Genomic DNA, 15023 nt, shown 5'->3' on the forward strand with positions numbered 1-15023 from the left:
CAGCGCTCTAGCGATAGCTCTGGTAAATCTGCCGCGCCAACACCATATTTTTATCGCGGCACCTTCCGGCAATCAAAAACCAGTCGATGAGAACCCATATGCCTAATCCGCCAACTGTTATCAGTTTTAAGATTCCGGCGACAATATCACCGACATAAAACCGGTCTATGCCGAGCCATCCCAGCCAACTGTTAAAGCCGATGGCATAGACCGGGTTTTTCTCACGCATCGCCAGATCATTCATAAAACGGTCGGCATTGTCGTGCGACAATGAGGCGTACATATTAAGAAGTTCGTTGCGGTAAGCGTGACGTTCCATGATTTTCCCCGGATCATATGTTATGTGTGGGTTGCTCTATCTGCTAGCGGGGCCCTTTGGCAAGGGAGCGAAGGGGATTAAACGTTGAATTTGAATAGCAAAACATCACCGTCTTTAACAATATAGGTCTTGCCCTCTTGGCGGGTTTTCCCGGCATCTTTTGCGCCGTGTTCGCCGCCATTTCCAATATAATCATCAAAGGCAGTGGTTTCAGCGCGAATAAAGCCGCGTTCAAAATCGCCGTGGATAACGCCGGCGCATTGCGGCGCGGTCCAGCCTTCGACGAAGGTCCATGCGCGCGCCTCTTTGGGCCCGGCCGTGAAATATGTTTTCAGGCCCAGCAGGTCATATCCTGTATGGATCATACGGTTCAACCCCGGTTCGGTTAAGCCGAGCGCTTCCATATATTCGAGCCGTTCGGATTCATCGTCCAGCAAAGCCAGTTCACTCTCGATTTTAGCAGAGATAACGACAACTTGCGCGTCTTCCTCTTGTGCGTGGGCTACGACTTTCTCACTAAATGCATTACCCGTAGCGGCGCTGTCTTCATCGACATTGGCAACATAGAGGACAGGCTTGGACGTCAAAAGCTGCAGCATTTTCCATTCTTTGGCCAAGTCTTCAGGCACGACTGCACGGCGGGCCGGGCGGCCTTCGGAAAGCTCTGCCATGGCTAAATCGACGAGTTTGAGGGTCGCTATGGCCTCTTTGTCGTTTTGCTTGACCTTTTTCTCAAGGCTGGTGCGGCGCTTCTCAAGGCTCTCCATATCGGCGAGCATAAGCTCCGTTTCGACGGTTTCATAATCCGCCATCGGGTCAATCTTGCCTTCGACATGGGTAATATCGTCATCTTCAAAACAGCGCAAAACATAGACGATGGCGTCAGTTTCGCGGATATTGGCAAGAAATTGATTGCCCAGCCCTTCGCCTTGCGAAGCGCCGCGCACAAGGCCGGCAATATCAACGAAATTCATTCGCGCCGGAATGATCTCTTTGCTGCCTGCCACTTCGGCGAGCTTGAATAGGCGCGGCTCCGGCACAGCAACCTCGCCGACATTGGGCTCAATTGTACAAAATGGATAATTGGCCGCCTGTGCATTGGCCGTCTGGGTCAGGGCGTTAAATAATGTCGATTTACCGACATTGGGGAGCCCTACGATTCCGCATTTAAATCCCATGATATTCGTCCTTAACTTTTGTGGGGGCCTATTTCGGCGCGGGCGCGTTGAGCGTCACCCTGGTTGAGAATTTATTAACTTGATCTGTGCCGAGCGGCGCTTCAGCGAGCAAAGGCGCGGCCTTGCCGATCGCCCGGGTGAGGTCTTCAACCCACGGCAGATCTGCTTTGGCAAAATCTGACAGGACATAGCCGTGAACTTTTTCCTTATGGCCGGGATGTCCAATGCCCATGCGCGCGCGTAGAAAGTCCGGACCGAGATGTTGGCGGATAGAGCGAAGGCCGTTATGCCCTGCAATACCGCCGCCCAGTTTTAACCGGAATTTACCCGGCGCTAAATCCAGTTCGTCATGAAAGACAATAATCTGGCTTAGCGGTATTTTATAAAAACTTGCTGCGGATTGAACGGCGCGGCCCGACTCATTCATAAAGGTTTGCGGCTTTAACAGCAGAACTTTTTTAGGGCCGTCACCAGTTTTAATTATGCCCTCTTGAGCGAGGCTTTGGAATTTGTCGCGCGCGGGGCCGAAGCCATGCTCGCGCGCGATTTCATCAACGGCCATAAAACCGATATTATGACGGTTTCCGGCATATTTACTGCCGGGATTACCCAGTCCAACGATACACAGCACAGGCGCCTCCTTGGCTTTCTTCAGCCCAAGACGCTGCAGCAATCCGTATAGAATTACGCGTCGTCTCCGTCGTCTTCGGCTTCATCACCTTCTTGGGCGATAGCCGGAACTTCATCGGCTGCAATGTCTTCGTCTTCTTCATCTTCTTCAATGGCCGCACGGGAAGCGACAACAGTCAGAATCGTCGGGTCACGATCCGTAATGGCGGATTTCACGCCGTCAGGGAGGGTGATCTCGGAAATATGAAGGCTGTCGCCAATTTCCATCGCAGACACATCAATGATGATCTCGTCAGGGATGTTACCGGCCGCACAGGCAACTTCGATAGAATGGCGCACCACGTTAAGCGTGCCGCCTTCTTTAAGGCCGGGCGCAACGTCTTCGCCGATCAGTGTGATAGAGACTTCAACCTCAATCATACTGTCCTCATTCACGCGGTAAAAATCGACATGCATCGGGAAGTCTGTCACCGGATGGAACTGAATATCTTTGGTCAGCACTTTCTGGCTCTCGCCGGAATGTGTGATTTGCACCATAGAGCCGATGAAATGGCCGGAGTTAATGGCTTTCAACACTTCGTTATATTTCATTACGATAGAGACGGAATCTTTGTCTCCGCCATATATTACGCCGGGAACCTGACCGTTGCGGCGGGCTTCGCGTGCATTACCGGTTCCGCTGCCATCGCGTACGTCTACATTCAAATTTACTTCATCACTCATGGGAATTTCCTATTTACTGTCATGCCCGACCATTATTTTGGCACAGCGGTATGCTGCGGGGCATTATCATCAACGGGCGCGCTATAATAGAGGGCGCAGGGCTTTGCAAGCCACTGGGGCAGGTTTAGCCATAGGAAAATGCGCTTTAGCCGCGAAAGTTTAGAGGAAGCAAAATCTTCGTTTATAATTTCAGGTTATAATTGGCCGGATTCAATTGAATGTTGACGAAACCTAGCCTTTTTTAAGCTTTGTAATGTCGCGTTTCAGGCTTGAAATCGTTTTGGCCATTTTCTCATTTTCAACAGTGAGATTTGAGACCATCTCTTTGAGAACATCAAATTCCTCACGGCCGACCAAGTCCATATCAGCGACAATGCCGTCAAGACGGGCGCGCGATGCGGCTTTGATCTCGTCGCCGACGCCTTTGGCTGCGCCAACGGCATTGGTGAACAGGTTTGAAATGTCGTCAACGACTGTGGATTTGCTTTGCATGGCGGGCTCCTGTGCTGTGCATCCCGTCTGGGCGCTTGGCTTTAATATGGAACCGCGTTAGAGCGCTTTCAAGAGATAGCGGGCTAAACTATGACACTCATTGTATTCTTGACCTCCATTATTGGCGCGATACCCTTTCCCGAGTGGATCAGTGACACAGCGCTCAGTCTTGGCCCGGTGCAAATCAAATGGTACGGCTTGGCCTATGTTGTAGGCGCCGCAGGCGCGTATTTTTATGCTAGACGCGTTGTGACGACGCCCCGCCTTTGGCAAACGGCAAAAACTCCATCCGGTCCGGTGACTATCCCTAACAAAGCCATGCTGGAGGATTATTTTTTCTTCGCGCTATTAGGCATTATGGTCGGCGGACGTATCGGGTCGATCGTGCTGTATAATTTGGGCGACTATATTGAAAACCCTATCGAGGTTTTCAAAGTCTGGAAGGGCGGCATGGCGTTTCATGGCGGGCTGCTGGGTGTTGGCGTGGCTGTTTGGTATCTCTCGCGCAAATATAAAATTCCGCTGGCCCGTATGGCCGATATTGCCGCTATCGGCGCGCCTATCGGCTTGGGTCTGGTCCGCCTGACCAATTTCATCAACCAAGAATTATGGGGAAGTCCGACCAATCTTCCATGGGGCGTTATCTTTGATGGACAGAGTCAGGCCCGGCATCCGACGCAGATTTATGAAGCTCTGCTAGAAGGGCTCGTGCTATGGCTGATTATACGCCTTGCCACGCATAAGTTCAAAGCCTTGACCCGACCTGGGCTTGCGACAGGGATATTCCTGCTGGGTTACGGCACTTTCCGCATTTGGGTTGAGCTTTACCGCTTGCCGGATTACGGCATTGAGCAGTTCGGCATATTCCAGCGCGGACAGATGTACAGCTTGCCTATGGTTATTGGCGGAGCGCTTATCATCTGGTGGGCTATGAAACGCCCGCCCGTCGCGCCCAAATATATGCGCGAGACAAAAGACGAGGCCCCAAGCAAAGCGAAAATAAAGTGAGTCGTCTCAAAGCGCGTCTTCTGGCCCGCATTGACCGTGAAGGCCCGATGAATATTGCCGCCTATATGACGGCTTGTCTGTTTGACCCTGTAGACGGATTTTATCCGACCCGCGACCCGCTGGGCAGTGAGGGTGATTTTATCACTGCGCCCGAAGTCAGCCAGATGTTCGGAGAATTGCTTGGTATTTTTGCGGTGCAAAGCTGGCGTGATATGGGGCGGCCCGAAACGCTGCATCTCATAGAGCTTGGCCCGGGGCGAGGCGTGATGATGAGCGACATGATCCGCGCGGCGCGCATTGACCCGGATTTCCTCAAGGCTATGCGTGTGACATTGGTCGAAGCGAGCCCCGCGCTGGAGGCCGTACAAGGGCAAACACTGGTCAGGTGTCCATACCCTGTCAGCTGGGTACACAGCCTTACTGACGTGCCGGCCGGGCCGTCTCTGATTGTCGCCAATGAATTTTTAGATTGCCTCCCGATCCGGCAATTTATCCGCCACAGGAACCGCTGGCATGAACGCATGGTGATGCGCGATCCCGACGGCGCGGACGCGCTGGTTTTCGGTCGCAGCTCAGCGCCGGAAGCGGGCCTGGATTTATCGGCCTTTGACGGCGCAAATGAAGGTGATCTGGTGGAATATAATCCCGGGCTGACACAGCTCTGCGCGCAATTCTCTGATAGGTTTGCGCGGCACAAGGGCCGGGCTTTACTAATTGATTATGGCCCTGCGGTATCAGAAGTCGGCGACACTTTGCAGGCAATTGCCAAGCATAAAAAAGTTGATCCGCTGGACGCTCCCGGACAGGCGGATTTGACCGCCCGTGTAGATTTCGCCGCACTGACGCGGGCGGCGACAGAGGAGCAACTGAGCGCCTTTGGGCCGTATAAGCAGGCGGAGTTTCTGACCGCTATGGGGATCGATCTGCGCGCCGCGAAGCTGGCCCGGCAAAGTCCGGATCAAAAGCCTGTTATAGAGCGTCAGCTGCGACGTCTGATGGACGGCGGGCAAATGGGAGCGCTTTTCAAGGTCATGATTTTGCAAAGTAAAAGTCTGCCGGATCCGATTGGAATCAGCCCGTGACGCCGCCTTTTCTTACGGCCGCGGCTTTGGACGCGTCTGCACTCTCTCACGGTTTTTTCGGTCGCGTTGGCGGGATGAGTGCCGGGATATATGACAGCCTCAACGCGGGTTACGGCGCCGATGATGATCCGCTCAATGTCACCGAAAATCAGGCCCGCATTGCGCAGACTTTGGGCGCGGCGCATGTGGTGACCAATCACCAAATTCACAGCACACAGGTCATCACCGTCACTGCAGACACGGACTTATCCCTTCGCGCGAAAGCTGACGGACTCGTGACAAACTGCTCAAATATAGCGCTGGGGGCGCTTCATGCAGACTGCGCGCCAATTTTATTTGCAGATATTGAGGCTGGCGTGATTGGGGTCTGTCACGCAGGATGGCGCGGCGCTGTAAGCGGCGTCACCGGAGCGACGGTTGATGCAATGGAAAAGCTAGGCGCAAAGCGGGCGCGCATAATCGCCGCGATAGGCCCGTGCATTAGCGGCGATAATTACGAAGTGGGCGACGAGTTCAAGCGCATGGCTATATCCATCGACACGCTGACTGAACTGCATTTTTATAATCCTCCCGGTGGAAAGGCACATTTTAATTTGCCCGACTTTCTCCGCGCGAGACTTATTCGCGAAGGGGTTGGCGTTGACCCGATGATCCCGCCTTGCACCTATGCTAATCCGCAAGATTATTTCTCTTATCGCTATAACACTCATCAGGACATTCGTGATTATGGACGCAATCTATCCGCAATAATGCTTACAAACTAATGCGGCGGTGTACCAGGTCGTCATAATCCTGCGCCATTTGCAGGATCATATCGCCAACCTGCATTTCATGGCCTTTAATCTCGCGCACCGGCGTGACTTCCGCCGCTGTGCCGACGATAAAACATCCGGTAAAGGTCTTGATCTCGTCGGGCATAATATTACGGCGATTGACTTTAATGCCGCGTTTTTCGGCCAGTGCGATAATGGTTTTATAGGTAATCCCGTCGAGCAAAATATCATTGGTCGGTGTGTGCAGCTCTCCGTCACGGATAAAGAAAATATGCGCGCCTGTGCATTCCGCGACATATCCGCGATAATCCATCATCAGCGCGTCATCATAGCCATCGGCTTCTGCGGCGTGTTTGCTCATCGTGCAGATCATATACAGGCCGGCAGCCTTAGATTTACACGGAATGGTGTCCGGCGAAGGGCGTTTCCACTTGGCGATGGTGAGGCGGATGCCCTTCATCTTATCAGCGAAATAATTACCCCAAGCCCATACGGCAACAGAGAAATGGATGGTATTTCCCTTGGCCGATACGCCCATTTTCTCTGAGCCACGCCACGCAAAGGGGCGCACATAGGCGCTGGACAGGCCGGATTTAGACAGGGTGTCTGTACAGGCTTTATTGATCTCTTCGACAGAATAGGGAATTTTGAAATCCAGTAGATTGGCGGAGTTCACTAAGCGTTGACTGTGGTCATCCAGCGCGAAAATCTCGCCGTCATAGGCGCGGTCACCTTCAAAAACAGCTGATCCATAATGAAGGGCATGGGTCAGGACGTGAACTTTGGCCTCGCGCCATTCGACAAATTCGCCGTCCATCCAGATATATCCGTCGCGGTCGTGAAAGGGTCTGTCAGCCATTGTGAACTCATCTTCTATTATAGGCCCTTGCAGGCAATGGATTTGCTCGGCATTGTTCGATTATGGCGCGGTGTGTCAACTCCCAATTAAACGCCTGCGGGGCGATAATACAGATAAGGATTGCGAAATTGAGCGATAGTCAGAAACTTATTGCGCGGGCCGACTATCACTTATTGGTTGTGGACGATGATGACCGTATACGCGATCTGCTCAAACGCTATCTCACGCGCGAAGGCTACCGCGTCTCAGCTGCCGCCAATACGGCCGGCGCGCGCAATTTCATGACGACATTATCTTTTGATTGCCTGATTCTCGATATCATGATGCCGGGTGAAACAGGGCTGGAATTTACTACCGCTCTTCGCGCGCAGAGCGATGTACCGATTATCCTGCTAACAGCGAAAGGTGACGCCGCCGACCGCATTGGCGGGCTTAAGCTCGGGGCCGATGATTATTTACCCAAGCCGTTCGAGCCCGAAGAGCTTGTGCTGCGCATAGACGCCGTATTGCGGCGCGGGGCGACCGAACGGGCCGCGCAGATCGTGTATTTCGGCGATTACGAATTTGATATAAGCCGTCAGGTGCTGACAAAAGATGGCGATGCCATACGTTTGACAACAGGCGAGACCGGGCTTTTGACAACATTATCGCGACGCGCGGGAACAGTGGTGCAGCGTTACGCGCTGGCCGAAGCTTTGGGGGCCGGCTCCGACCGCGCAGTTGATGTGCAAATGACCCGACTGCGTAAAAAGCTCGAAGTTCAGCCCAGCGAGCCAGAGTTTCTCATAACGGTGCGCGGGCAAGGCTACCGGCTTTTGGCCGATCCAATTTAGCTCTGACATGCACGGCGCTTTACGCTAAACACCCTTATGCTTGGCCTGAAACAACATATGCCCAAAAGTCTGTTTGGCCGTGCCCTTGCTATAATTATTGTGCCGATCGCTATTATGCAAATCGTCGTGGCCTATATCTTTTTTGACGCTCATTGGCAGACGGTGACGGCGAGTCTGTCCGACGGGATCGCCTCGGAAATCGCGCTCGCCGTACAGCTCTATTCCGAAGAGCCCGGACAAGATCGCGCGCAAGAGATAGACGTTCTGTTGCGCCGCGATATGCGCCTTGCGGTCGAGCTTCGCCCGGGGGAGAGCCTGCCACCTAAAACGCGCAATGCCTTTTTCTCAAATCTTGACCGGACGCTCAGACGGGCGCTGGCCGAGACGATTGATGAGCCTTTCTGGTTCGATACGACGCGCTATCCCGAACATATTGACATCCGCGTGGCCGTCGACGAGGGCGTGCTGTATTTTATTGCGCCGCGTGATCGGGTGTTCGCGGCCACCGGATTTATTTTTATATTTTGGATGATTATGGCGACTTTGCTGCTCAGTCTCGTCAGCATTTTGTTTATTCTCAATCAGGCGAGGCCGATTATGCGCTTGGCCAAAGCTGCAGAGGCTTTCGGTAAAGGCCGGGATATTGGGAGTTTTAAACCGACAGGGGCGAGCGAAGTGCGCCAAGCCAGTCAGGCTTTTTTGGATATGCGCGACCGCATTTTACGTCATATTGAGCAGCGCACCCATTTCCTAGCCGGGGTCTCACATGATCTGCGCACGCCGCTGACACGGCTTCGTCTGCAATTTGCGATGATGGATAAGACGGATGACACGCGCGCCGCACTGGCCGATCTCGCGGATATGGAAGCCATGCTGGATGGCTATCTGGATTTCGCACAGGGCCTGGCCGGCGAAGAAGTCGAGCGCACGGATGTTACGGCTCTGGTCAGTGGTTTATGCGAAACCAGCGGCGTGGATATATGCGATGTCGCCCCTGATCTCTTCGCGCATATTCGGCCCGGCGCGGTGCGCCGCGCACTCTCCAACTTAATCGAAAATGCCAAGACTTATGGCAAAAATGTGCATGTGACAGCTGCGATGAGCGCAGAGCGCTGGCTGGATATCACTATTGATGATGACGGACCGGGTATTGCCGAAGCTGATATGGATCAGGCCTTTGCGCCCTTTGTACGGCTGGATACAGCTCGCGGGCAAAATGTTAAAGGCGTCGGGTTGGGACTGTCGATTGCCAAAGATACGGCGCAGTTTCACGGCGGGGAGCTGCATTTATCACGCTCACCGCTAGGGGGCCTGCGCGCAACACTCTGCCTTCCGGCCTGATTAACTGCCTAATTCCTTAGCCCGTTCAAAGGCGGCCATGACAGTTTTGCGCATAAGTTGCGGCAGGCCGTCATCATCCATCAGAACTTCAAGACCAGCCTGAGTCGTGCCGTTGGGCGATGTCACAGCCACGCGTAGTTCGGTTGCGCTGTCCGCGCTTTGGTCAAGCAGTGCGCCCGCGCCGATAATAGTCTGGCGCGCGGCAAGTCCCGCGATCTCAGCGTCCATCCCCGCGCGAACCGCAGCGGCCTGCAGGGCTTCGACCATATGAAACACATAGGCCGGGCCCGAGCCGGAGACGGCCGTCACCACGTCGATTAAGGTTTCTTTATCGACTTGTATCACCACGCCGGTCGGGGAGAGTAAGCGCTGCGCCATTTTGGCGTCCGCCTTACCTCCAGGCGCGTAAAATCCGGTCAGGCCTTTACCGATCGCGGCAGGCGTATTGGGCATGGCGCGGACAAGGGCGTGACCCTTGAACGCAGCGCTGAGCATGCGCAAGGAGGTGCCGGCCATGACGGAAATAACCAAGCAGTCTTCGGGCAGGGCGCTGGCAATATCCGCGCTTAATGCGTCAAACATTTGTGGTTTTACGGCGAGCACGACGGTCTCGACGCCCGAAACATCCGCCGAAGATGCGTTTTCAAAATGCGCCGCGCCATCATCGATGACTGCTTGCGCCTGTGCGCCCGGATGGGGGTCAATGATGACAATATCGGAGGCGCTAATCCCGCTCGCTATCCATCCCGCAGCAAGCGCGCCGCCCATGCGGCCTGCCCCGATAAGCGCGATCTTACTCATTGGGCGGCCTGATTTTTCGCAAGTAATGCGCTGTCAATGGCTTCATCAGGGGACTGTCCGGCCCAGAGCATGAATTGGCAAGCGGGATAACCGGTTTCCGCTGCGTCGCGGGCCGTAGAGAGCAGCGCCAAAGCCTGATCTACGCCGAGGCGTTGATGTCCGGCCAGCGTCATGGCGTTGCGGTAGACGAGCGCGTCATCCTTGCCCCAAAAATCGAAATGTCCGCTGGGCAGGCGTTCATTAATCAGGCTCAGAAGGCGGCAGATTTGGTCGGTGCGTCCGCCTGGAAGTTTGCCGTCAAACACCAGAAAAAGCTGCAGAATTTCATCGGCAGGCGTCCATGAGAGCGACACATGATGATCGGCATATTCACCCGACATAGAGATATGAAGCTCGTCCATCGAGAGGCGTTCACGGTCATAATTTTCGGCAATCGCAATACGCCAGAACACGTCGAGCGGATTTTGCCGGATAAAGTCAATACTCTTGACGAGCAAGCCTGAACCGGCGCCAGACGCAGGATTGAGCGCGGCGCGATATCGGGATTTTGGCAGGGGCACATCCACCTCATAGGAAACTGATTTCCTAAGGCTTATGCCGAGTCGCCAGCGGGGTAATCCGTAAGGTATTGATTCTGTGTTGATAAGTCGCCGTAATCGAAGGGGCCTAGTCGAAGAGTTTACTAACAGACTCATCATTACTGATGCGGCGTATGGCTTCGCCGATCAATGTCGCAACGCTGACCTCGCGAATGCGGTCGCAATCTTTAACGGCTTGGGGCTGGTTAATCGTATCGGTAATGACAACTTCGCGCAGCTCCGAATTGGAAATACGCTCAACCGCAGGGCCCGACAACACGCCATGGCTGATATAGGCTGTCACATCGTTCGCGCCCTTATCTTTAAGCGCTTTAGCCGCATTACAGAGTGTGCCGCCGCTATCAATAATATCGTCGAGCAGGATGCAGCTGCGTCCTGCAACGTCGCCGATAATATTCATGACTTCGGACTGACCGGCTTTGGGGCGGCGTTTGTCAACAATAGCGATATCGGCGTTAAAACGCTTGGCCAGGCTGCGTGTGCGCACCACGCCGCCCACATCGGGGGAGACAAACATTAGGTTGTTACGGTCTTTGAGCGAGAACTGCTCTTTAATATCGCGCTCCATAACAGGTTGCGCGAACAGATTGTCGGTTGGAATGTCAAAGAAGCCCTGAATTTGTCCGGCATGCAGATCCAGCGTCAAAACGCGGTGCGCGCCGGCTTTGACGATAAGGTTAGCAACAAGCTTGGCCGATATCGGTGTGCGGCCGCCCGTTTTACGGTCCTGACGGGCATAACCGTAATAGGGGATAACGGCCGTAATGCGCTGCGCAGAGGCGCGCACCAACGCGTCAATTAAAATGAGAAGCTCCATCAAATGATCATTGGCCGGCGCCGAAGTGGATTGGATAACAAAGATATCCTCACCGCGGACATTTTCATTGATTTTAACAAAGATTTCTTGGTCTAAAAACCGCTCGACATCGACATTTGTGAGGGGCACATCGAGAACATCTGCTATAGCTTTGGAGAGATCCAATGTGGCCGTGCCGCTGAGCAATTTCATAGTTGATCCTTCACCCGTGTAACAAAACTGTCACAATGGGGACGCTTTAGCAAAGCATCGGGCAGCGTCAATGCGAGTCGTCAGAAAATCTGAAAGAATCGTTAATCCCCGACTAAATCCGGCGCGACCTTGGCCATAGCGCAGCGGAAATAATGAAACCCCGTATAGGCAGAGAGGATTGCGGCGAGCCAAAGAACAACAATTCCAGTCCAGAAAGCGATATTGTCCGGCGAAGATAATTGTAGTTTTGAAATCATTGAGTACATATCAATGCCAGTGTGGGCTAAAATAAAATAACTAAAGAAAATGAGAATTGCGAGCATTTCGCAAGCCGTTTTCCATTTGGCCAATTTGGTAGGAATGAGAACAAGGCTGGCATTAGCCGCATGTTCGCGTATGCCGCTGACAAAAATATCGCGGCCAATTATAATTAGGCTGGGGATTAATATAAGCCATATTGCGTCAAAAACTATGGTGATTGAAATCAGACTTGCGGCCACCAGAAGTTTATCTGCTATCGGATCAAGCATACGTCCGAAGTCACTTGTAGTATTCCAGTTGCGAGAAAGCTTCCCGTCTAAGAAGTCAGTGAGCATGCAGACTAGAAATACAATTAATACTGTCCATAAAACTGGCTGGACACCCATACCGTATGAATATTCGTCTCGCGCAAATAGTGTTCCCCAAACCAGTACCGGAATCAATAAAATACGCGACACCGTCAGCGCATTGGGAAGCCAATAATATTTATGGCGCGTAGAGGCCTCGCTCACAGCGGTGTATCCATATCGAGAATGGGGCGGGCGCGAATATAGCGAAAGAACAGATAGAGCGAGATCAGCGTCGCAATCCATAACAGGACCAAGCCGGCAAGCCAGACATGTGGTGTGGACGCATTATAAATCATGGCGAGTTTATCCGGATCATCACCGGCTAGAGTGCGGTCTATCCAGCTTTGTAGCCAGGGAGAGGCGAGCAGCAATGTCACGCCCATCATGGCAAGCGCGCTTTTAATGTCGCCGAGGCGTGACAAAGGACGCCCTGCGGAATTGAAGTCGCGGCCTTTGGCTAGTCCCAGCGCGATGTCGCGTCCGACATATAAAATAACGGGAATCGCAAATGTCCAGCTTAACATACCGTCGCTAAATGTGACCCACAGCAGGCCGAGCAGCGCTGCGCCGATCAGTACGGCGTCGGCTATATCATCAAACCATCCAAACATACGTTGCCGTGAAACCGCAGGGCCGCCGATCAAATCATCAAGCAAATCCGTGAGCGCGCCGCAGGCGAAAAGGACGGTCACGAGGACAGCGGCGTCCAGACTTGGCCAGCCAAGGATAATAATAATGAAGACAAGGGCGGCGAGAAACACCCGCACGAGTGTCAGACCATCGGAAAAGGCGCTGCGGGTCGTATCCGCAGGCTCAGTATCAGGCGTTGAAATATCCATAAACCTTTTGCGCGAGACTGTCGCTCACGCCCTCCACTTGTGACAATTCGGCGACCGATGCGCCTTTTACACCTTTGGCAGAGCCGAAATGCGCGAGCAATGCTTTTTTGCGTCGCGGGCCGACCCCGCCAATCCCGTCAAGCGGGTTTTTGACCATTTGTTTGCTACGCCGCGCGCGATGCGTGCCGATTGCAAAGCGGTGCGCTTCATCGCGAAGCCGCTGCAAATAATACATGACTGCTGCGGTCGGGGGAAGCGTAAAACTGTCCCGTCCTGGCATGAAAAAAGTCTCGCGGCCTGCATTTCGGTCGGGTCCTTTGGCGATGGAGACGACGCTGATCTCATCGCTAATCCCGACCTCGTGGAGCGCCTCCATGACGCTAGAGAGTTGCCCCTTACCGCCGTCAATGAGAAGCAGATCCGGCCATTTTCCGCTTGCCTGTGACGGGTCATCTTTCATCAGACGCGAAAAACGGCGGCGCATGACTTCGCGCATCATAGCGTAATCATCGCCCGGTTCCGTGCTCACATCTTTAATATTAAACGTCCGGTATTCGCGTTTTATAAAGCCTTCAGGCCCGGCCACAATAAAGGCGCCAATCGCATTTGTGCCTTGAATATGACTATTGTCATACACTTCGATCCGGCCCGGTTTTTTCGGTAGGGCAAAAATCTCCTGCAGCCCCGTGAGCAATTTATCCTGTGAGGCTTTTTCCGCGAGCTTACGGGTCAGCGCTTCTTCGGCGTTCTTTTCCGCGCTGTCGAGGATCTGTTTTTTCTCGCCGCGCTGTGGTTTGAGGATTGAGATTCTACGATCTGCGCGTTCTGACAGGGCCTTCTCCAGCAAGTCGTGATTGGGCAATTCTGCATTGACGAAAATATGCTTCGGGATGGGCTTGTCGGCATAAAATTGCGCCAAGAATGCATCCAGAACTTCGCCGCGCGTAGCGTCTTTGCTGTGCCGGGGAAAAAACGCTCGGTTGCCCCAATTTTGCCCTGCGCGGAAGAAGAATACCTGCACGCAACTTTGCCCGCCGCCCATATGGATCGCTGCTATATCGGCTTCTAAAAATGTTCCGGCATTAATCGCGCTGCCGCCGCCTGTGACGCGGGCCATGGCGCGCAGTCGGTCGCGGATTTCGCCTGCTTTTTCATAATTTTGCGCCTTGGCGGCCTGCCCCATATCACGGGTCATACGCTCTTGCAGATCTTTAGACTTTCCGCGCAAAAAGTCGGTCGCATCATTGGCGAGTTGTTCGTAATCCTCAAGACTGATCTCGCCGGTACAGGGCGCGGCGCAGCGTTTGATCTGGTGCAGCATACAGGGCCGCGTGCGCGCCTCGTAAATACTGTCACTGCACGTGCGCAGGCGAAAGGCGCGCTGCAATGTGTCGACAGTGCGGTTCACCGCGCCGGCGCTGGCAAATGGGCCGTAATAATCACCTTTAATATTACGCGCGCCGCGGTGTTTTTTAAGCTGCGCCGCCGGGTGGCTCTGCCGCATAAGAATATAAGGAAAGCTTTTATCGTCACGCAGCAGGATATTATAGCGCGGTTTTAATTTTTTAATATAATTCGCCTCTAAGAGCAGGGCTTCGGTCTCGCTCTCTGTGATAACGAATTCCATCGCCGCCGTGGCGCGTATCATGCGCGATATACGGGTCGGGTGGCGGTTGGTTTTGGTATAGCTGGTGACGCGCTTTTTAAGGTTTTTGGCTTTGCCGACGTAGAGCACTGTCCCGGCGCTATCAAACATGCGGTAAACGCCGGGTTTGCCCGGCAGACGCTTAACGTAATCCGCAATTAGCGCCGCGCCATTTTTATCCGGCGCGGCGGCCACATCGGGGCTGGCGTCAAATCCGGTTTTTGCCGTACGGTCGGGTTTGTCGGCTTTGCTCATAGGATTATAATTAGGGGCTTTAGCGC

General features: G+C 53.6%; 17 protein-coding genes. 5 read left to right on the plus strand and 12 right to left on the minus strand.

Annotated features, from left to right (window positions below; genetic code table 11):
* Positions 1-7: 7 nt before the first annotated feature.
* The 5 genes from H142_RS15145 to H142_RS0109305 form a co-directional block, all read right to left on the minus strand.
* Positions 8-319 (minus strand): TM2 domain-containing protein, encoded by a 312-nt coding sequence (locus tag H142_RS15145; protein ID WP_017931859.1) that lies wholly within the window; start codon positions 317-319, stop codon positions 8-10.
* A gap of 77 nt (positions 320-396) precedes the next feature.
* Entirely contained in the window at positions 397-1497 is a 1101-nt protein-coding gene (ychF, locus tag H142_RS0109290) for a redox-regulated ATPase YchF (protein WP_017931860.1), read from the minus strand.
* Positions 1498-1525: 28 nt separating this feature from the next.
* Positions 1526-2128 carry an aminoacyl-tRNA hydrolase gene (gene pth, locus H142_RS0109295; protein ID WP_026147933.1) on the minus strand — a complete coding sequence of 201 codons (603 nt, stop codon included), beginning with the start codon at positions 2126-2128 and terminating at the stop codon, positions 1526-1528.
* Between the two features lie 53 nt (positions 2129-2181).
* On the minus strand, positions 2182-2850 hold the full coding sequence (locus tag H142_RS0109300) for a 50S ribosomal protein L25/general stress protein Ctc (protein ID WP_017931862.1): 669 nt from the start codon (positions 2848-2850) through the stop codon (positions 2182-2184).
* 231 nt (positions 2851-3081) lie between these two features.
* Positions 3082-3342, minus strand: a complete 261-nt coding sequence (locus H142_RS0109305; protein WP_017931863.1) for an accessory factor UbiK family protein — start codon at positions 3340-3342, stop codon at positions 3082-3084.
* Positions 3343-3432: 90 nt separating this feature from the next.
* Here H142_RS0109305 and lgt point away from each other — a divergent pair, with 90 nt between their 5' ends.
* Genes lgt through pgeF form a run of 3 tightly spaced genes read left to right on the plus strand, consistent with a single transcriptional unit; the run spans position 3433 to position 6196 of the window.
* Entirely contained in the window at positions 3433-4350 is a 918-nt protein-coding gene (lgt, locus tag H142_RS15150; RefSeq protein ID WP_017931864.1) for a prolipoprotein diacylglyceryl transferase, read from the plus strand.
* Complete coding sequence (locus H142_RS0109315; RefSeq protein WP_017931865.1) at positions 4347-5432, plus strand: class I SAM-dependent methyltransferase; 1086 nt, start codon at positions 4347-4349, stop codon at positions 5430-5432. Before lgt ends, H142_RS0109315 begins: the two co-directional genes overlap by 4 nt.
* Entirely contained in the window at positions 5429-6196 is a 768-nt protein-coding gene (gene pgeF / locus H142_RS0109320; RefSeq protein WP_017931866.1) for a peptidoglycan editing factor PgeF, read from the plus strand. Before H142_RS0109315 ends, pgeF begins: the two co-directional genes overlap by 4 nt.
* Here the strand turns inward: pgeF and H142_RS0109325 are convergent.
* Positions 6186-7064, minus strand: a complete 879-nt coding sequence (locus tag H142_RS0109325; RefSeq protein ID WP_017931867.1) for a branched-chain amino acid aminotransferase — start codon at positions 7062-7064, stop codon at positions 6186-6188. The two genes, pgeF and H142_RS0109325, sit on opposite strands and share 11 nt — an antisense overlap.
* 128 nt (positions 7065-7192) lie before the next feature.
* On the opposite strand from H142_RS0109325, the gene H142_RS0109330 reads away from it, so the two are divergent.
* Both H142_RS0109330 and H142_RS0109335 read left to right on the plus strand, forming a co-directional pair.
* Positions 7193-7897 (plus strand): response regulator, encoded by a 705-nt coding sequence (locus H142_RS0109330; RefSeq protein ID WP_017931868.1) that lies wholly within the window; start codon positions 7193-7195, stop codon positions 7895-7897.
* 36 nt (positions 7898-7933) lie between these two features.
* Positions 7934-9238 (plus strand): ATP-binding protein, encoded by a 1305-nt coding sequence (locus H142_RS0109335; RefSeq protein WP_017931869.1) that lies wholly within the window; start codon positions 7934-7936, stop codon positions 9236-9238.
* On the opposite strand, the gene proC is transcribed toward H142_RS0109335, so the two are convergent.
* The 6 genes from proC to uvrC all read right to left on the minus strand — a co-directional run bounded on the left by proC (position 9239) and on the right by uvrC (position 14997).
* The gene (proC, locus tag H142_RS0109340; protein ID WP_017931870.1) at positions 9239-10039 is read right to left on the minus strand and encodes a pyrroline-5-carboxylate reductase; all 801 of its coding nucleotides are present in this window, start codon (positions 10037-10039) and stop codon (positions 9239-9241) included.
* Positions 10036-10599 carry a type III secretion system chaperone family protein gene (locus H142_RS0109345; RefSeq protein WP_169331836.1) on the minus strand — a complete coding sequence of 188 codons (564 nt, stop codon included), beginning with the start codon at positions 10597-10599 and terminating at the stop codon, positions 10036-10038. The genes proC and H142_RS0109345 overlap by 4 nt, the downstream gene beginning before the upstream one ends.
* A 106-nt stretch (positions 10600-10705) precedes the next feature.
* Positions 10706-11647, minus strand: a complete 942-nt coding sequence (locus H142_RS0109350) for a ribose-phosphate pyrophosphokinase (protein ID WP_017931872.1) — start codon at positions 11645-11647, stop codon at positions 10706-10708.
* Positions 11648-11748: 101 nt separating this feature from the next.
* On the minus strand, positions 11749-12501 hold the full coding sequence (gene pgsA / locus H142_RS15155; protein ID WP_083898996.1) for a CDP-diacylglycerol--glycerol-3-phosphate 3-phosphatidyltransferase: 753 nt from the start codon (positions 12499-12501) through the stop codon (positions 11749-11751).
* On the minus strand, positions 12417-13097 hold the full coding sequence (locus H142_RS0109360) for a CDP-alcohol phosphatidyltransferase family protein (RefSeq protein ID WP_017931874.1): 681 nt from the start codon (positions 13095-13097) through the stop codon (positions 12417-12419). The genes pgsA and H142_RS0109360 overlap by 85 nt, the downstream gene beginning before the upstream one ends.
* Entirely contained in the window at positions 13078-14997 is a 1920-nt protein-coding gene (gene uvrC, locus H142_RS0109365) for an excinuclease ABC subunit UvrC (RefSeq protein ID WP_017931875.1), read from the minus strand. The genes H142_RS0109360 and uvrC overlap by 20 nt, the downstream gene beginning before the upstream one ends.
* Positions 14998-15023 lie beyond the last annotated feature (26 nt).

This window comes from Robiginitomaculum antarcticum DSM 21748 (genome assembly GCF_000365025.1).
Classification (GTDB): Bacteria; Pseudomonadota; Alphaproteobacteria; order Caulobacterales; family Maricaulaceae; genus Robiginitomaculum; species Robiginitomaculum antarcticum.